The sequence below is a fragment of the Streptomyces sp. NPDC091972 genome (assembly GCF_044756385.1).
Lineage (GTDB): Bacteria > Actinomycetota > Actinomycetes > Streptomycetales > Streptomycetaceae > Streptomyces.
The window spans coordinates 68,877-85,736 of record NZ_JBIVSV010000005.1 but is presented as its reverse complement, the minus strand read 5'-3'; the positions used below and the strand labels follow the sequence as shown (position 1 = coordinate 85,736).

At 70.8% G+C, this 16,860-nt stretch carries 16 protein-coding genes and 1 tRNA gene; 6 read left to right on the top strand and 11 right to left on the bottom strand.

The features are described from left to right. Nucleotides 1-109 precede the first annotated feature (109 nt). From ACIQJT_RS16180 to ACIQJT_RS16165, 4 genes are read right to left on the bottom strand one after another with little or no spacing between them, the layout of a single operon-like run. Nucleotides 110-1,048, bottom strand: coding sequence for a MerR family transcriptional regulator (locus tag ACIQJT_RS16180; RefSeq protein WP_402643902.1), 939 nt, complete (start codon nt 1,046-1,048; stop codon nt 110-112). Continuing rightward, complete coding sequence (locus ACIQJT_RS16175) at nt 1,045-1,638, bottom strand: metal-dependent hydrolase (RefSeq protein ID WP_402643900.1); 594 nt, start codon at nt 1,636-1,638, stop codon at nt 1,045-1,047. Before ACIQJT_RS16175 ends, ACIQJT_RS16180 begins: the two co-directional genes overlap by 4 nt. Next, nucleotides 1,635-3,392 carry an SDR family oxidoreductase gene (locus ACIQJT_RS16170; RefSeq protein WP_402643898.1) on the bottom strand — a complete coding sequence of 586 codons (1,758 nt, stop codon included), beginning with the start codon at nt 3,390-3,392 and terminating at the stop codon, nt 1,635-1,637. The genes ACIQJT_RS16175 and ACIQJT_RS16170 overlap by 4 nt, the downstream gene beginning before the upstream one ends. Further along, entirely contained in the window at nt 3,389-4,231 is an 843-nt protein-coding gene (locus ACIQJT_RS16165; RefSeq protein ID WP_402643895.1) for a M24 family metallopeptidase, read from the bottom strand. The genes ACIQJT_RS16170 and ACIQJT_RS16165 overlap by 4 nt, the downstream gene beginning before the upstream one ends. Before the next feature lie 247 nt (nt 4,232-4,478). On the opposite strand from ACIQJT_RS16165, the gene ACIQJT_RS16160 reads away from it, so the two are divergent. The 6 genes from ACIQJT_RS16160 to ACIQJT_RS16135 all read left to right on the top strand — a co-directional run bounded on the left by ACIQJT_RS16160 (nt 4,479) and on the right by ACIQJT_RS16135 (nt 8,633). Then, on the top strand, nt 4,479-5,444 hold the full coding sequence (locus tag ACIQJT_RS16160) for an ABC transporter ATP-binding protein (protein ID WP_365453784.1): 966 nt from the start codon (nt 4,479-4,481) through the stop codon (nt 5,442-5,444). Further along, nucleotides 5,434-6,342 (top strand): ABC transporter permease subunit, encoded by a 909-nt coding sequence (locus ACIQJT_RS16155; RefSeq protein WP_365452788.1) that lies wholly within the window; start codon nt 5,434-5,436, stop codon nt 6,340-6,342. The genes ACIQJT_RS16160 and ACIQJT_RS16155 overlap by 11 nt, the downstream gene beginning before the upstream one ends. Further along, on the top strand, nt 6,339-7,250 hold the full coding sequence (locus ACIQJT_RS16150; RefSeq protein WP_053849664.1) for an ABC transporter ATP-binding protein: 912 nt from the start codon (nt 6,339-6,341) through the stop codon (nt 7,248-7,250). The genes ACIQJT_RS16155 and ACIQJT_RS16150 overlap by 4 nt, the downstream gene beginning before the upstream one ends. 10 nt (nt 7,251-7,260) lie before the next feature. After that, a complete protein-coding gene (locus ACIQJT_RS16145; protein ID WP_365452785.1) occupies nt 7,261-7,980 on the top strand; it encodes an ABC transporter permease in 720 nt (239 codons plus the stop codon). Nucleotides 7,981-8,079: 99 nt separating this feature from the next. Next, nucleotides 8,080-8,277, top strand: a complete 198-nt coding sequence (locus ACIQJT_RS16140) for a hypothetical protein (protein ID WP_007383214.1) — start codon at nt 8,080-8,082, stop codon at nt 8,275-8,277. Between the two features lie 268 nt (nt 8,278-8,545). After that, nucleotides 8,546-8,633 (top strand) — tRNA-Ser (locus ACIQJT_RS16135). Nucleotides 8,634-8,808: 175 nt separating this feature from the next. Here ACIQJT_RS16135 and ACIQJT_RS16130 read toward each other — a convergent pair. From ACIQJT_RS16130 to ACIQJT_RS16100, 7 genes are all read right to left on the bottom strand, one after another. Then, a complete protein-coding gene (locus tag ACIQJT_RS16130) occupies nt 8,809-9,612 on the bottom strand; it encodes an HAD family hydrolase (protein WP_365452782.1) in 804 nt (267 codons plus the stop codon). Further along, nucleotides 9,609-10,886, bottom strand: a complete 1,278-nt coding sequence (serS, locus tag ACIQJT_RS16125; protein ID WP_402643889.1) for a serine--tRNA ligase — start codon at nt 10,884-10,886, stop codon at nt 9,609-9,611. The genes ACIQJT_RS16130 and serS overlap by 4 nt, the downstream gene beginning before the upstream one ends. A gap of 532 nt (nt 10,887-11,418) precedes the next feature. Continuing rightward, nucleotides 11,419-12,351 carry a prephenate dehydratase gene (pheA, locus tag ACIQJT_RS16120; RefSeq protein WP_365452776.1) on the bottom strand — a complete coding sequence of 311 codons (933 nt, stop codon included), beginning with the start codon at nt 12,349-12,351 and terminating at the stop codon, nt 11,419-11,421. A gap of 68 nt (nt 12,352-12,419) precedes the next feature. Beyond that, nucleotides 12,420-13,697, bottom strand: coding sequence for an iron uptake transporter deferrochelatase/peroxidase subunit (gene efeB / locus ACIQJT_RS16115; RefSeq protein WP_402643886.1), 1,278 nt, complete (start codon nt 13,695-13,697; stop codon nt 12,420-12,422). Nucleotides 13,698-13,705: 8 nt separating this feature from the next. Beyond that, on the bottom strand, nt 13,706-15,721 hold the full coding sequence (locus ACIQJT_RS16110) for a copper resistance CopC/CopD family protein (RefSeq protein WP_402643883.1): 2,016 nt from the start codon (nt 15,719-15,721) through the stop codon (nt 13,706-13,708). Nucleotides 15,722-15,734: 13 nt separating this feature from the next. Further along, nucleotides 15,735-16,187 (bottom strand): copper chaperone PCu(A)C, encoded by a 453-nt coding sequence (locus tag ACIQJT_RS16105; RefSeq protein WP_402643881.1) that lies wholly within the window; start codon nt 16,185-16,187, stop codon nt 15,735-15,737. Next, on the bottom strand, nt 16,184-16,843 hold the full coding sequence (locus ACIQJT_RS16100) for an SCO family protein (RefSeq protein ID WP_402643878.1): 660 nt from the start codon (nt 16,841-16,843) through the stop codon (nt 16,184-16,186). Before ACIQJT_RS16100 ends, ACIQJT_RS16105 begins: the two co-directional genes overlap by 4 nt. Nucleotides 16,844-16,860: the final 17 nt, after the last annotated feature.

The following is a 16,860-nucleotide window of genomic DNA, read 5'->3' as shown; positions in this document are numbered from 1 at the left end:
CGGGAGAGACGTGAATCACGCGAATGATTTTGGCGCCGATGTTTGATCCACAACCAACTGTAGTTATCCACAGGCTACTTGGGGTTTCTGTGGACAACTCCCTGTCATGTCAGTCCACTTCGTCAAGATCGATCAGGGGTCGCCCATTTGACGTGAGCGCATCCAACTTCCGTGCCCGCACCTCCCGTTCAGCCGCCAGCACAAAGAACTCCGCCACCCGCTCCGCCCCAACCAGCTCCTCCACCGCCCGCATCGTCTCCTCGGGGACGGCCACGGAACGTGACACGGGCCGCCCCTCCTGCGGCTCTCCCGAACCGAGGTGCTGCCGTAGGTGCTGTACCGCCAACGCCCTCATCGCGCGCGCGAGTTCGGCATCCACGGTCTGCTGCGCGAGAGGCCGCAGCCGTCGTACGAGTGCGGCCGCTTCGGCGGCGTCGGATTCGCTCGGCCGGTGCGGTCCTTCGAGGTAGCGGGCGAAGACGTGCTCGGTGGTGAACTCCAGGAAACGGCAGGCGATGTGCTCGACCTGGCCCCTCAACTCCCGCAGATGGCACGAGATCGCGGAAAGCGGCACTCCTGCGGCGTGCAACTCGACGGCCACCGCGAGCTCTTGGGGGCTCGGCACGAGGAAGGAGTCCTCGTCCCCCGGCACCGGCTCCAGCACGCCGAGCTCAACCGCCTCGGCGACCGCGGCCTCGTCGGGGGTGCCGCCGAAGCGTGCGTCCAGTTCGGCACGGGAGACCCGGACGGTCTCCTCGTCGGTCCAGGGGCCGTCGACCTCGGCGACCAGGCCGAGGATCCCGCCGAGGCCGCGACCGGAGTCGTAGGCCTCCAGGAGCTCCTTGATGGAGGCCAGGCCGTAGCCGCGGTCGAGGAGGTCGGAGATCTGCCGCAGCCGGGCGAGGTGGGCGTCGGTGTAGATGTTGGCGCGGCCGCGGCGCTCGGGGCGGGGGAGCAGTCCGCGGTCCTGGTAGGCGCGGATGGTGCGGACGGTGGTGCCGCTGAGGTGGGCGAGGTCCTCGATCCGGTAGGCGGGGCTGTCGCTCACGAGGCCGCCTTCGCCGCCGGTGACCGCTTCAGGTACTCCACCGCACGGCTCGACGACCCCTCGTGCGAGGGGCGGCAGGGCCGTCTGAGGCAGCGCGGTACGACCGCTCCCAGCTCCCTCCAGGACGGCAGCAGACCCTTGCGTACGGTCTTCTCGTGCTCCTTGCGGGAGCAGCACGGCCGTCCCGCCGACTCCGGGTCGTGGCGCATCGAGCAGGCCGCTCCCCGTACCCACAGGTACGGCATCACCGGGGCCGTCACCGCCGTGCCCGCGGCCCGGCGGGCGCAGCGGGGTGCGCCGGTGCCGCCGCAGTGCTGGTACATGCCGGAGGCGACCGCGCGGTGTTCGCCCTCCTCGGCGCCGTGCCGGCGCAGCAGGCCGAGCATGACCTCGTCGGCGTCGGCGTCGGCGTCGGCGTCGGCGTGGTCGAGGCCGTCGGCGGTGTCGAGCCGCTGCGCCGCCGAGTGGTCCGGTACGTGCGTGTGCTGGACGCTGTGGGTGGCGGTGGGGTCGCCGGGGATCCGGTGCAGGGAGGTGCGGGACCAGCCGGCGGCCACCCGGCGCGGGGCGATCCGGTGGCGGTGGCTCATCGCGGCGGCTCCAGCCGTGCGATCGCCCGCAGTGCCCTCGGCGCCCACCGGGACAGGGCGAGCGCGGCGCGGGCCTCGGGGGTGACCGGTACGACGGCCTGGTTGCGCACGACCGCTCTGAGGACGGCGTCGGCCACCTTCTCGGGCGGGTAGTTGCGCAGCTCGTAGAGGCGGGCCGTGCGTTTCTGGCGTCGTTTCTCCTCGTCCGCGTCGACGCCAGCGAAGCGCGCGGTGGAGGTGATGGAGGTGTTGACGAAGCCGGGGCAGATCGCCGAGACACCGATCCCCCGGCCCGCCAGTTCCGCGCGCAGGCTCTCGCTGAGCATGAGGACGGCGGCCTTGGAGGCGCCGTAGGCGGACAGTGCGCGGGAGGGCTGGTAGGCGGCCGCCGAGGCGGTGTTGACGATGTGGCCGCCCTGTCCGCGCTCGGCCATCTGCCGGCCGAAGAGGCGGCAGCCGTGGATGACGCCCCACAGGTTGACGTCGAGGACCTTCTTCCAGTCCTCGGTGGTGGTGTCGAGGAAGGGGCCGCCGAGGCCGATGCCGGCGTTGTTGACCAGGACGTCGACCACGCCGTACTCGGCGGCGACCTTGGCGGCGAGCTCCTCCATGGCCTGTTCGTCGGAGACGTCGACGGTCTCCGCCCAGGCCTCGGGGGCGCCGAGCAGCCGGGACAGTTCGGCGGTGCGGGCGGCGGACTCGGCGTCCCGGTCGACGGCGACCACGCGCGCGCCGGCCTCGGCGAAGGCGAACGCGGTGGCCCGTCCGATGCCGCTGCCGGCGCCGGTGACGAGGACGAGTTGTCCGCCGAACCGGTCGGCGTGCTTCCCGGTGGCCCGGACGGGGGTCCGGCCGCCTTCGACGGACGTCACGAACTCCGTGATCCACGCGGACACCTGGTCGGGGCGGGAGCGGGGGACCCAGTGCTTGGCGGGGAGGGTGCGCCGGGTGAGCTGGGGTGCCCACTGCTCCAGGCCGTCGTAGAGCTTCTCGGAGAGGAAGGCGTCCCCGAGGGGCGTGATGAGCTGCACGGGCGCGTGTGCGTAGGCGTCGGTGCGTGGTCGGCGCAGCCGGGCCCGGATGTTGTCCCGGTAGAGCCAGGTGCCGTGGGCGGCGTCGGTGGGCAGCGAGGCGGTCGGGTAGCCGGCGGCGGGGACCTTCTCGGCGCGTTCCAGCATGCGCGGCCAGACCTTGCCGAGCGGGCCGCGCCAGGCGAGTTCGGGCAGGGCGGGGGTGTGCAGCGCGTACACGTACCAGGACCTGGCGCCCTGGCCGAGGAGCTGGCCGATCCGGCGGGGGGTGGGGCGGTGGAGGCGGCTCTGGATCCAGTGGCCGAAGTGGTCGAGGGAGGGGCCGGACATCGAGGTGAAGGAGGCGACGCGGCCCTCGGTGCGCCGGACGGTGACGAACTCCCAGGACTGCACCGAGCCCCAGTCGTGTCCGACGAGGTGCACGGGCCGGTCCGGGCTGACGGCGTCCGCGACGGCCAGGAAGTCGTCCGTCAGCTTCTCCAGGGTGAATCCGCCGCGCAGGGGCCGGGGCGCGGTGGAGCGGCCGTGACCGCGGACGTCGTAGAGGACGACGTGGAAGCGGTCGGCGAGGCGTGGGGCGACCTCGGACCAGACCTCCTTGCTGTCCGGGTAGCCGTGCACCAGGATCACGGTCGGCCGGCCCGGGTCGCCCAGTTCCGCCACGGACAGTTCGATGCCGCCGGTGCGTACCCGGCGCTCGCGCGCTCCTTCGAGCAAGGTCACTTCTCCTCCGCCCAGCGCCGCACGTGCGGCAGATCGTCGTCCAGCCAGAAGGCGCTCTGCTCGGGGTCCGCGGAGTCGGTGACGACGAGGATCTCCTCGAACTTGGCGCCGGTGCCCCGGAAACCGAGGTGGGGTTCGACCGCCCACAGGCCCGGCTGCGGGGGGTGGTCGGAGAAGCGGTACGGCGACCACAGGGGCGACCAGCCCTCGCGGTGACCGTGCAGCGCGTCGGCGGCGAGGCCCTTCAAGGACTGGACGCCGAACCCGAACAGGCGGGGTGTGCGGCGCCGCTGCCTGACCTGGCCGACCTTGTGGGCGATCACGCCGAAGGGGTAGGCGCGGTGCCGGTTGGCGTAGCCCTGGCGGACCATGAGGCGGTCGACGTCCTCGTAGATCTCGCGCAGCGGCCGCCGCTCGCGGACCTCGCGCAGGATCAGCTCGCGGTGTGCCTCCAGATCGGCCATCAGCCGGTCCTGGAGGGGGTTGACGCCGAGCGAGCCCGAGTAGCCGATGTCCGCGGTGTGTCCCTCGTGCACCGGGGCCATGTCCAGGATGAACGGCATCCCGGGCTCCAGGCGGCGGTCGGTGGGGAAGAACTGGAGCGGGACGCGGAAGCCGGTGAACGCCGTGCGGTCCCCGAACCAGGCGAAGGGCAGGTGGAACCAGTCCCGCACACCCCGGGCCCGGAGCCATTCGCGCTGCATCCGGGCGGCCTGCCGCTCGGTGACTCCGGGTTCCAGACGGGCCGCGACCGCCTCCGCGCATGCGTACGCGAGCCGTTGGACCTGCCGGAATCCGCGCAACCTGTCGGCGATCCCGCTGTGCACTGCTGTGGTCATGCCGCCTCGTCCCCGTCGACCGCGGTACGTGTCCGTAACGTGACACTGGCGAATGTGACAGTCATTGGAGGCTGCGTCAATAGGGCCTGGGGGACCTGTGGAAAACCCCGCCGATGTGGAAAACGCAGGACGGTTGTCGGACTTCAGGGTGACCCCTAGGTGCCCGTACGCCTGGAGTCTGATGCCGATGCAGCTCTGCGGGGTGACGACCTGAGTGGTCCGCGTCACTACTGTCGGGGATGTGACTGTGATCGCGACCGAAAGCCTGAGCAAGCGGTTCCCCCGGGTGACCGCGCTTGACCGGCTCTCCTTGGACGTCGGACCCGGTGTGACCGGACTCGTCGGCGCCAACGGAGCCGGCAAGTCCACCATGATCAAGATCCTGCTGGGTCTGTCCCCCGCCACCGAGGGCCGCGCCGAAGTGCTCGGGCTCGACGTCGCGACCAAGGGCGCCGCCATCCGCGAGCGGGTCGGCTACATGCCGGAGCACGACTGCCTGCCGCCCGACGTCTCGGCCACCGAGTTCGTCGTGCACATGGCCCGCATGTCCGGGCTGCCGCCCACCGCCGCGCGCGAGCGCACCGCGGACACCCTGCGCCACGTCGGCCTGTACGAGGAGCGCTACCGCCCCATCGGCGGCTACTCCACCGGCATGAAGCAGCGCGTGAAACTCGCCCAGGCGCTGGTGCACGACCCGCAGCTCGTCTTCCTCGATGAGCCGACCAACGGCCTCGACCCGGTCGGCCGCGACGACATGCTGGGTCTGATCCGCCGCATCTGGACCGACTTCGGCATCTCGGTCCTGGTCACCTCGCACCTGCTGGGCGAGCTGGAGCGCACCTGCGACCACGTCGTCGTCATCGACGGCGGCAAGCTCCTGCGCTCCAGCTCCACCACCGACTTCACCCAGACCACCACGACCCTCGCGGTCGAGGTCACCGACAGCGACGAGCACCCGGACGGCACCCGCGCGGCGCGCGAGGCGCTCCACGCGCGCGGGGTGGAGGTCCTCGACTCCCAGAGCGGTCTGCCGGGCGCCGGCCACATCCTGCTGGTGACCGCGCAGGGCGAGGAGACCTACGACGTCGTCCGGGACGTCGTCGCCGATCTCGGCCTCGGCCTGGTGCGCATGGAGCAGCGCAGGCACCACATCTCGGAAGTCTTCACGAACGAGGACGAGCAGCGGAAGGAGGCCGTCGGCCATGGCAGTTGAGCACCCGGTCACCGCCCCCTCGGGCGACCAGACCCGCATCCACAACATCGGCTACCGCGCCTACGACGGCCCCCGCCTCGGCCGGTCCTACGCCACCCGGTCGCTCTACTCGCAGTCCCTGCGCGGCGCCTACGGCCTCGGCCGCTCGGTGAAGTCCAAGGTGCTGCCGATGCTGCTCTTCGTCGTGATGTGCGTGCCGGCGGCCATCATGGTGGCCGTCGCGGTCGCCACGAAGGCCAACGACCTGCCCGTCGACTACACGCGCTACGCGATCATCATGCAGGCCGTCATCAGCCTGTACGTCGCCTCGCAGGCGCCCCAGTCCGTCTCCCGCGACCTGCGCTTCAAGACCGTGCCGCTGTACTTCTCGCGGCCCATCGAGACCGCCGACTACGTGCGCGCGAAGTACGCGGCGCTCGCCACCGCGATGTTCATCCTCACCGCCGCCCCGCTGATCGTGCTCTACGTGGGCGCGCTCCTGGCCAAGCTGGACTTCACCGACCAGACCAAGGGATTCGGTCAGGGACTCGTCTCCGTGGCGCTGCTCTCACTGCTCTTCGCCGGGATCGGCCTGGTCATCGCGTCGGTCACCCCGCGCCGCGGCTTCGGCATCGCGGCCGTGATCGCCGTACTGACCATCTCCTACGGCGCGGTGACCACCCTCCAGGCCATCGCCGACGCCCAGGGCACCACCGGCGCGATCCCCTGGATCGGCCTGTTCTCGCCGGTCACCCTCATCGACGGACTGCAGTCGGCGTTCCTCGGCGCGAGCTCCGCGTTCCCGGGTGAGGTCGGCCCGTCGAACGGCGAGGGCGTGGTCTACGTCCTGGCCGTCCTGGGCCTGATCGCCGCGTGCTACGGCCTCCTGATGCGCCGCTACAAGAAGGTGGGACTGTGACCACGCTCCAGATCGACCACGTCTCCCGCTGGTTCGGCAACGTGGTCGCCGTCAACGACATCACCATGACGATCGGCCCCGGCGTCACCGGCCTCCTCGGCCCCAACGGCGCCGGGAAGTCCACCCTCATCAACATGATGGGCGGCTTCCTCGCTCCCTCCACCGGCACCGTCACCCTCGACGGACAGCAGGTGTGGCGCAACGAGGCCATCTACCGGCACATCGGCATCGTCCCCGAGCGCGAGGCGATGTACGACTTCCTCACCGGCCGCGAATTCGTCGTCGCCAACGCCGAGTTGCACGGTCTCGGTGCCAAGGCCGCCCAGAAGGCGCTGGCCACGGTCGAGATGGAGTACGCGCAGGACCGCAAGATCTCCACGTACTCCAAGGGCATGCGCCAGCGCGTGAAGATGGCGTCCGCCCTGGTCCACGACCCCTCGCTGCTCCTGCTCGACGAGCCGTTCAACGGCATGGACCCGCGCCAGCGCATGCAGCTCATGGACCTGCTGCGGCGCATGGGCGACGAGGGCCGCACCGTGCTGTTCTCCTCGCACATCCTCGAGGAGGTCGAGCAGCTCGCCTGGCACATCGAGGTCGTCGTCGCGGGCCGGCACGCGGCCAGCGGTGACTTCCGCAGGATCCGCCGCCTGATGACGGACCGCCCGCACCGCTACCTGGTGCGTTCCAGCGACGACCGCGCGCTCGCGGCCGCCCTGATCGCCGACCCGTCCACGTCCGGCATCGAGGTCGACCTGACGGAGGGCGCGTTGCGCATCCAGGCCGTCGACTTCGGCCGTTTCACCGCCCTGTTGCCCAAGGTCGCGCGCGACCACGGCATCCGGCTGCTCACGGTCTCGCCGTCCGACGAGTCGCTCGAGTCCGTCTTCTCGTATCTCGTCGCGGCGTAGGAGGCCGAAGATGTACGACCCCACAGTCGCCCGACTCACCTACCGGGCCCTGCTCGGCCGCCGCCGGGCCCTCATCCTGGGCGCCCTGCCGGCGCTGCTGATCGTGATCTCCGTGATCGTGCGCGGCCTGGTCGGCGCCGACGACCAGACCGCCTCCGACCTGCTCGGCGGGCTCGCGCTCGCCACCATGGTCCCGATCATCGGCGTCATCGCGGGCACCGGCGCGATCGGCCCGGAGATCGACGACGGCTCGGTGGTGTACCTGCTGTCCAAGCCGCTCAAGCGGCCGACGATCATCTTCACCAAGCTGATCGTGGCGATCGCCGTGACGATGGTGTTCTCGGCGCTGCCGACGCTGATCGCGGGCTTCATCCTCAACGGCAACGGCCAGCAGATCGCCGTCGCCTACACGGTGGCCGCGCTGGTCGCCTCGATCGCCTACGCGGCGCTCTTCCTGCTGCTCGGCACGGTCTCCCGGCACGCGGTGGTGTTCGGGCTGGTCTACGCGCTGGTGTGGGAGGCCCTGTTCGGCTCCCTGGTCTCCGGGGCGAGGACCCTGAGCGTCCAGCAGTGGTCGCTGGCCGTCGCCCACAAGGTCGCGGGCGGGGACCTGGTCACCTCGGACGTGGGGCTGCCGACGGCCACGGTGCTGCTGGTCGTGGTGACCGTCCTCGCGACCTGGTACGCGGGACAGAAGCTGCGGTCGCTGACGCTGGCGGGCGAGGAGTAGGAACCTCCCCTCACGTCCCGCTTACTGACGGGGACTTCACCGGTGTCCGGCCACCCTGGACACCGGGGGACGTCCGGCAGCGAGTCGAAGGGAACGGGCATGGCAGACGACTGGGACGACCTCGTGCTGGACGAGGACTTCATACGGTCCGCCGGGACGACCGAGCCGTCTGCCCGTGCCCGGATGCTGGCCGCGCGCTGGCGTGACGAGGAGCCCGAACCGCAGCCCTGGCGCTCCGACGAGCCACCTGCCGGGTGGTTCTTCAGCAAGCGCCGGCGGCGGTGGCGACGCCGTTAGGTTTTCGAACACCCGGCCGCATTTAATCGGTGGCGCCCAACTCGTCGTACGGGCACAGTGGTTGTGTCCACCCCGCCGGACGACCGTCCGGCGCCGCGAGCTGGGAGAGGAGCCGGGCGATGTCCATGCACGACAGTACGTCCGGTTCCCGTCAGGGCAGCCGGCGGAGGACTCCGGTGTAGTTACGCCACCGTCGAGTCCACCCGCAGGTAGCCCGGGGCGGCCGCTTCGAGCACGCGATGTCGCTCTCGCGTGAGGCCGCCCACCCGGAGGATTGGCCGAGTGGTAAGGCACTGGCTTGCTAAGCCAAGGTCGGGCCTGGAAAGCCCGCGCACGTTCGATCCGTGCATCCTCCGCGAGACGTTGTCACTGGGACTCGGCCGTGCTTCATGCCGGAGTGCGTCGAGAAGGGCAGGGAGCCGCTCGGTGCTGCCGCGGCCCCGGGCCGGGGTGGCGACTCCAGGCGGCGAGAGGCAGGCCGACGGAGACCCTGCCCGGTGGCCGCGGGCGGGACCGTCAGCCCGGCAACCCTCAGCCCAGCAGCCGTTCCAGCACCACCGCGATGCCGTCCTCCTCGTTGGAGGACGTCACCTCGTCGGCCACCGCCTTGAGTTCCTGGTGGGCGCCGGCCATCGCCACGCCGTAGGACGCCCAGGCGAACATCGGGATGTCGTTGGGCATGTCGCCGAAAGCGATCGTGTCCGCGGCCTTCAGCCCCAGGCGGCGGGCCGCCAGGGACAGGCCGGTCGCCTTCGACAGGCCCAGCGGGAGCAGTTCGACGATGCCCTCGCCCGCCATCGCGACCGTGACGAAGCCGCCCGCGGCCCGCTGGGCCGCCTCGGCCAGTTCGTCGTCCGACAGCTTCGGATGCTGTATGTAGATCTTGTTCAGGGGGGCGGTCCACAGATCCGACGCGTCCGTGAACGGCGTCGAGGGCAGCTTCCCCGTCACCGCGTACCCCGGCCCGACCAGCACGTCGCCCTCGAGGCCGTCACGGCTCGCCGCCAGGTACAGCGGGCCGACCTCCGCCTCGATCTTCGCGAGAGCCACGCCCGCGAGCTGCCGGTCCAGCGTCACCGACGTCAGCAGACGGTGCTCACCGGCGTGGTACACCTGCGCACCCTGCCCGCAGACCGCGAGACCGTCGTAGCCGAGGTCGTCGAGGATGTGCCGGGTCCAGGGGACCGCGCGTCCCGTCACGACGATGTGGGAGGCGCCCGCCGCGGTGGCCGCGGCGAGCGCGTCCCGGGTGCGCGGGGACACCGAATCGTCGGAGCGCAGGAGCGTGCCGTCGAGGTCGGTCGCGATCAACCGGTACGGAAAGGCCTGGCTCACTTGGCGACCGGCTCCAGCAGCTCCCGGCCGCCCAGGTACGGGCGCAGCACCTCGGGCACCCGCACCGAGCCGTCGGCGAGCTGGTGGTTCTCCAGGATGGCCACGATGGTGCGCGGCACGGCGCACAGCGTGCCGTTGAGCGTCGCCAGCGGCTGCACCTTCTTGCCGTCGCGCATGCGCACGGACAGGCGGCGGGCCTGGAAGCCGTCGCAGTTGGAGGCCGAGGTCAGCTCGCGGTACTTGCCCTGGGTCGGGATCCACGCCTCGCAGTCGTACTTGCGGGAGGCGGAGGCGCCGAGGTCGCCGGAGGCCACGTCGATGACCTGGAACGGCAGCTCGAGGCCGGTCAGCCACTGCTTCTCCCAGTCCAGGAGCCGCTTGTGCTCGTTCTCCGCGTCCTCGGGGGCGACGTAGGAGAACATCTCGACCTTGTCGAACTGGTGCACGCGGAAGATGCCGCGGGTGTCCTTGCCGTAGGTGCCTGCCTCGCGGCGGAAGCACGGCGAGAAGCCGGCGTAGCGCAGGGGCAGTTGGTCGGCGTCCAGGATCTCGTCCATGTGGTACGCGGCGAGCGGGACCTCGGAGGTGCCGACCAGGTAGTAGTCGTCCTTCTCCAGGTGGTAGACGTTCTCCGCGGCCTGGCCGAGGAAGCCGGTGCCCTCCATGGCGCGCGGGCGGACCAGCGCGGGGGTGAGCATCGGCGTGAACCCGGCCTCGGTGGCCTGGGCGATCGCCGCGTTGACGAGCGCGAGCTCCAGGAGCGCGCCGACGCCGGTCAGGTAGTAGAAGCGCGAGCCGGACACCTTGGCGCCGCGCTCGACGTCGATGGCGCCCAGCGCCTCGCCGAGCTCCAGGTGGTCCTTGGGCTCGAAGCCCTCGGCGCCGAAGTCGCGGATGGTGCCGTGCGTCTCCAGGACGACGAAGTCCTCCTCGCCGCCGACGGGGACGTCGGGGTGGACGAGGTTGCCGAGCCGGAGCGCGAGGCGCTTGGTCTCTTCGTCCGCCTCGTTCTGCGCGGCCTCGGCGGCCTTGACGTCGGCCTTGAGCTGCTCCGCCTTCTGGAGCAGTTCGGCGCGCTCCTCGGGCGTGGCCTTGGGGATGAGCTTGCCGAGCGACTTCTGCTCGGAACGCAGCTCGTCGAAGCGGACGCCGGACGACCTGCGCCGCTCGTCGGCAGACAGGAGGGCGTCGACGAGGGCGACGTCCTCTCCACGGGCGCGCTGGGACGCGCGCACTCGGTCGGGGTCCTCACGGAGCAGGCGAAGGTCAATCACGCCGCCAAGGCTACCGGTGCGGGCATACGGCCCACGACTCACTATTCCCGCCGAGCAAAATCATCGCTTACGTACCGTTATGAGCGAATTGCGGAGCGTGTCAAGGAAACGGGAACAGGGTCCCCGGGACGAAGCATGCGCGCGGAGTCGGGTTGACTCGACTCCCTTGCTGGGAGCGGGACTTGGCGCATGGTTGTCCACAGGAATCCACACCTTGCGAAAAGTTATCCACAGGGTGTGCGGACGATCTGTGGATTTCGGAATTGATCACTCCGAAACCCGGGGACCATGCCGAGGATTCCCGTCGCAAACCCACTTGTACCCCTACTTTCGAGTGGAAAGGGGTCACCCCAAAGGATTGCCTAAAGGAAAACAGTGGACGAAGGGTGACGTGCGCGCGTGTGGACACCGATGTGCCCTGAGGGCCGATTTGTCGACAGGGTCACCTTTTGTTGTCGACTTGTCCCCAGGTCGAGAAGCGGACCTGTGGAAAACTCCTGTGGATAACTAAAATCTGCAGGTAGGACCGGCCCTAGAAGCGGCCGTCCTGGCATCTGGCCACCCAGTCCGAGGCGGCCATGAACTCCTCGTCCGAGGTCCCGGCCAGCGGTGCCCCCAGGTCCGTCGGCTCCTTGTCCGCACGCGGGTACGAACCCAGGAAGCGCACCTCGCGGCAGATCCGTTTCAGTCCCATCAGCGCCTCGGCCACCCGGCGGTCGGTGATGTGGCCCTCGGCGTCGATGCAGAAGCAGTAGTTGCCGATGCCCGCGCCGGTGGGCCGGGACTGGAGCAGCATCAGGTTGATGCCGCGGGTGGCGAACTCGCCGAGCAGGTCGCGCAGTCCGCCGGGGTGGTCGTCGCGCTGCCACAGCACGACGGAGGTCTTGTCGGCCCCGGTCGGCGCGGCGGGCCGGGCGGGGCGGCCGACCAGCACGAACCGCGTCTGCGCGTTCTCGGCGTCGTGGATCCCGGTCTCCAGGGCCTCGAGGCCGTAGCGGGCGGCCGCGAACTCGCCGGCGAAGGCCGCGTCGTACTGGCCCTCCTGGACCAGCCGGGCCGCGTCCGCGTTCGAGGCTGCGGACTCCCAGTGGACGTCCGGGAGGTTCCTCTTCAGCCAGTTGCGCACCTGCGGCTGGGCGGCCGGGTGCGCGGAGACCGTCTTGATGTCCGTGAGCTCGGTGCCCGGCCTGACCAGCAGCGCGAAGGTGATCGACAGCAGTACCTCGCGGTAGATCATCAGCGGCGCGCCCGCCACCAGTTCGTCGAGGGTGGTGGTGATGCCGCCCTCGACGGAGTTCTCGATCGGCACGAAGGCGGCCTCGGCCTCGCCCGTGCGCACCGCGTCCAGCGCGGACTGCACCGACACGTAGGGGATCAGCTCCCGGGTGGCCGCCTCGGGAAGCGTCCGCAGCGCGACTTCGGTGAAGGTCCCCTCGGGGCCGAGATACGCATAGCTGGCTGGCATGACCTCACCCTAATGGCCCTTGCGGGACGGAGCCCGCCTGTCTCACCACCGGGTGAACCTGCGTAACCTCACCCCTCCAGCAGGGCCTGCCCCACGTACTCCCCCCGCGCCGCCCCGCCCGGTACCGCGAACAGACCGCTCGACTCGTGCCGCACGTACGCGGAGAGCGCGTCCCCCCGGTCGAGCTTGCGCTGGAGCGGCACGAAACCGCGCAGCGGGTCCGCCTGCCAGCAGACGAACAGCAGCCCCGCGTCCGGTGTGCCGTCCGCGTCGATGCCGTCGTGGTACGAGAACGGGCGGCGCAGGATGGCCGCGCCCCCGTTCTGGTCGGGCCGGGTGATCCGGGCGTGCGCGTTGACCGGGACGACCAGAGTGCCCTCGGCGTCCGTCTTCTCCAGGTCCATCGGGGTCGTCTCGGTGCCCCCGGTCAGGGGCGCGCCGTTGGCCTTGCGGCGCCCGATGACGGCCTCCTGGGCCCTGAGGGACAGCTTCTCCCAGTCGTCCAGCAGCATCCGGATCCGCCGTACGACCGCGTAGGAGCCGTTCGCCATCCACGCGGGCGTGCCGGACTCCGGGACGAAGACGCGCTGGTCGAAGTCGGGCTCGCCGGGCTTCGGATTGCGGGTGCCGTCCACCTGGCCCATGAGGTTGCGGGCCGTCATGGGGTGGGCCGTGGCTCCCGGTGTGCGGTTGAAGCCGTTCATCTGCCAGCGGACTGTGGCCGCGCTGCCCGCGTCCTTCTGGATCGCGCGCAGGGCGTGGAAGGCGACCAGGGCGTCGTCGGCGCCGATCTGCACCCACAGATCGCCGTTGCTGCGGGCCTTGTCGAGCTGGTCGGAGGAGAAGTCGGGCAGCGGGTCGAGGGCGACCGGCCGCTGCTTCTCCAGTCCGGTGCGGGCGAAGAAGCTGTGCCCGAAGCCGAAGGTCAGCGTCAGTGCGGAGGGTCCGGCGTCCCGGGCGACATCCGTGTCGCCGGTCGCGGACGCCTCCCCCGCCATCAGCCGCTGAGCCGTCCGCGACCAGCGGCGCAGCAGCGCGGCGGCCTCCTTGCGGCCCGCGCCCGCCGCCAGGTCGAAGGCGACGAGATGGCCGCGCGCCTGGAGGCCGTCGGTGATGCCGGGCTGATGTTTCCCGTGAAACATCACCTCGCGGCTGCCGACCGAGGCCAGCGGAGTCGCCGCGGCGGGTGCGGCGGCATACCCCGCGGCTCCGCCGGCCGCTCCGAGGACGAGCCCGGTGGCGCCGGCGGTGCCGAGCAGGGCACGCCGTGAGATGCCCTGGCCCGCGGTGGGACGCTCCGGGCTGGAGGCGTCTTCGTCGACGAGGGGGAGGGACTGTTCAGCCATGGTGCGGTTCAGCCGATCTGCGCGTTCTTCGAGACGGTCGTCTGGTCGATGTCGGAGGTCCGTACGGTCACGGCCACCTTCCAGTCTCCGGCCATGGGGATCTGCACGTTGCTCGCCGACCAGTGGCCCGTGGAGATGCGGTCGGGGGTGACGGCCAGCGGCCCGATCTTCCTGGCCTCCAAGGTGAGGGCGACCTTCACCTCGGGGATGTCGAAGGCCCGGCCGTTGGGCCGCTGGACGTAGACGTGCATCTCGTTGCCGCCCACGCGCGCGGGGTCGAAGTCGACCGTGACGACGCCCGTGCCGTCCGTGCCGCCGGTGTCGAAGGACATGTCCAGGGTCAGCGCACCGGACGTTCCCGAGGACTCGGAGGAGGCCGAGGAGGAGGCCGCCTTGGCCGCCTTGGCGTCCTCCTCCGTGCGGCCGGGCTCGGTCTGCGTCAGCACGGTCGTGACCGCCAGCAGGACGACCGCGACCCCCGCCTCGGCGAGCACCGAGCGGCGCAGTCCGAACCGGTGGGGATCGGCGTCCCGTGCCCGCTTCTGCCGGGCGGTGTCGATCGCGGCCTGCTGCCGGGCGAGCTGAGCGGCCCGCTTGGAGTCACGGGCGGCCTCGGAGCCGCGCTTGTCACGGCCCTCCTGGGCGCCGCCCTCCTCGGCACCGGCTTCCTTCGACGCGGCCCCCTTGGAGCCGCCGCCCCCCTTGGACTTGCCGGAGCCGGGACGTGAGCCCGGGCCCGAACCCGAGGCTCCCGCACCGACCCGTTCCTTCTGCTGCGCCCGCTTCCCCCGCTGCACCACCGTGTCCGCGAGCTGCGCGGTCCACCGCCGTGAGATGAACGCGACGCCGACCAGCAGCGCCACCAGCCCGATCTTGACCAGCAGCAGCTGCCCGTACCGGGTTTCGGTGAACGCCGACCAGGACCCGAGCTGCCGCCAGGACTGGTAGACGCCGGTCGCGACCAGCGCGACCACGCTGCCGAAGGCGACCTGGGAGAACCGTCGTACGGCGGCCGACTCGACCGGCGTGTCCGAGCGGTACAGCGCGACGAGCAGCGCGGTCAGCCCGCCGAGCCAGGTGGCGACGGCCAGCAGGTGGACGACGTCGACGGGCATCGCGATGCCTGCCTGGAGCCCGACCGAGGCGTGCTCGGCCATGGCCCAGCTCGCCGCGAGCCCGGCCGCGACGACGGTGCCGCCGATCGCGAGCCCGAAGGTGAGGTCGCGCTTCTCCTCGTCCTCACGCTTGTCGTACGCCCCGAAGAGCACGGAGATGAACAGGGCCGCCGCCGCGAGCAGCAGCAGCCGGGAGACGAGGGCGGCGCCCGCCTTGGTCTGGAGCACGTTGCCGAGCAGGTCCAGGTCGAAGACGTCCCCGACCTTCCCGGAGCCCGTGTAGGAGCCGCGCAGCAGGAGCAGCAGCAGGGTGGCCGAGGTGAGGGTGAGCCAGCCGCCGACGACGAGCCGCTGCATGGGCCGCACTCCGGCGCCGCGCTGCCAGCAGCCGAGCACGAAGGCGGCGCCGCCGACCAGCACGATGAAGCCGGCGTACGACATGTACCGCCCGAAGCCGTACAGCCAGCCGACGACCCCGCCGCCCGCCGTGTCCCCGGAGACGGAGACGGAGGTGGTGGAGGGGGCGCCGATGGAGAAGGTGAAGGCACCGGCGACCGGATGGCTGTCGGCGGAGACCACCTGGTAGGTGACGGTGTAGGTGCCGTCGGGCAGCCCGCTGTGCAGCCTCACGGCGTACGTCGTGCCGCTGACCTCGAACGGTTTGCCCTGCTGGACGGCCTTGCCCTTGGGGTCGAGGACCCGCAGCGAGTCGCTCGACAGGGCGACCTTCTCGGAGAAGGTCAGGGCGACCTGGTCGGGCGCCTTGTCGACCACCACCCCCTGCTGGGGGTCGCTGCCGGTGAGCGCGGCGTGCGCGGAGGCCGGCCCGGCCGTGGTCAGCAGCAGGCCGCACGCGGCCAGGAGCAGCAGTACCAGGGTCCGGACGCGGGGGGTGATGGTCTGCGTCAAGGTGGTCCCTCCCTCAGTGTCCGGTCTTCGGGACGTAGGTCGCCGACTTCACCGGCATCTTGACGACGACGGGGTCGGAGGTGGCGAAGTGGAGTTCGACGGTGACCGTCTGCCCCTGCTTCGGAGCCTGCTTCAGCTTGTCGAACATCAGGTGGTTGGCGCCGCTCCTGAACACGAGCCGCCCGTGGGCCGGGACGGTCAGGCGGGAGACCTCCTCCATCGCGCCGCCGTCGGTCTCGTGCATGGTGACCTCGCCCTCGTCACTGGTGACCGAGGTCAGCTCGTCCGCGGACGAGCCGGAGTTGGAGATGGTCAGGAACCCGGCGGCCATGTCGGCGGAGACGGGCTGCGGGATGTAGGCACCGGAGACGGTGAGGCGGGCCGGGGAGTCGCCGGAGTCGGAACAGCCGGCCAGCAGCAGGGTCGCTCCCGTCAGGACGGCGAGCCCGGTGGACGCACGGGTCACGGGGTCTGCCCCTTGATGATCTTGGGCAGGTCCTTGGTGTAGTCGTCGACGGTGGCGTCCTCGCCGTAGAGGACGTATCCCTGGTCGGTCTTCGGGGAGAAGGCGACGACCTGGGTGCCGTGCACCGAGACGGTCTTGCCGGTCTTCTTGTCCTTGTGGGTCGGTTCGATGGAGATGCCCAGGGTGCGGGCGCTCGCCTGGATGGTGGCGAAGTCGCCGGTCAGGCCCACGAACCGGGTGTCGATGCCCTTGAGCCACTTGCCGAGCTCGGCCGGGGTGTCGCGGGCCGGGTCGGTGGTGACGAACACGACGGTCAGCCGGTCCTGCTCGGCCTTGGGGAGCTGCTTCTTCGCCACGGCGATGTTGTTCATCGTCAGCGGGCAGATGTCGGGGCAGTGGGTGTAGCCGAAGTAGACCAGTGTCGGCTTGCCCTTCGTCTCCTTGCGGAGGTCGTACTTCTGGCCCTTGGTGTCGGTGAGGACCAGGTCGGGCTTCTCGAACGGCTGGTCGAGGACGGTGGCGGCCTTGTCCGAGCCGGCCTCCTCCGAGACCACCGAGACGGGCGAGCTGCCGCTGTCGTCACCGCTGCCGCAGGCGGAGAGCGTCAGGGTGGCGGCGGCGACCAGCGCCGCCGCGGCGAACGTCTTCTTGCGCATATCAAAATGTCCCAGAT

Bases quoted from the DNA above. Each gene is read 5' to 3' on its own strand.
- efeB (WP_402643886.1), bottom strand. From the start codon at position 13,697: ATGGCTGAACAGTCCCTCCCCCTCGTCGACGAAGACGCCTCCAGCCCG.
- ACIQJT_RS16155 (WP_365452788.1), top strand. From the start codon at position 5,434: ATGGCAGTTGAGCACCCGGTCACCGCCCCCTCGGGCGACCAGACCCGC.
- ACIQJT_RS16165 (WP_402643895.1), bottom strand. From the start codon at position 4,231: ATGACCACAGCAGTGCACAGCGGGATCGCCGACAGGTTGCGCGGATTC.
- ACIQJT_RS16100 (WP_402643878.1), bottom strand. From the start codon at position 16,843: ATGCGCAAGAAGACGTTCGCCGCGGCGGCGCTGGTCGCCGCCGCCACC.
- pheA (WP_365452776.1), bottom strand. From the start codon at position 12,351: ATGCCAGCCAGCTATGCGTATCTCGGCCCCGAGGGGACCTTCACCGAA.
- ACIQJT_RS16145 (WP_365452785.1), top strand. From the start codon at position 7,261: ATGTACGACCCCACAGTCGCCCGACTCACCTACCGGGCCCTGCTCGGC.
- ACIQJT_RS16140 (WP_007383214.1), top strand. From the start codon at position 8,080: ATGGCAGACGACTGGGACGACCTCGTGCTGGACGAGGACTTCATACGG.
- ACIQJT_RS16175 (WP_402643900.1), bottom strand. From the start codon at position 1,638: ATGAGCCACCGCCACCGGATCGCCCCGCGCCGGGTGGCCGCCGGCTGG.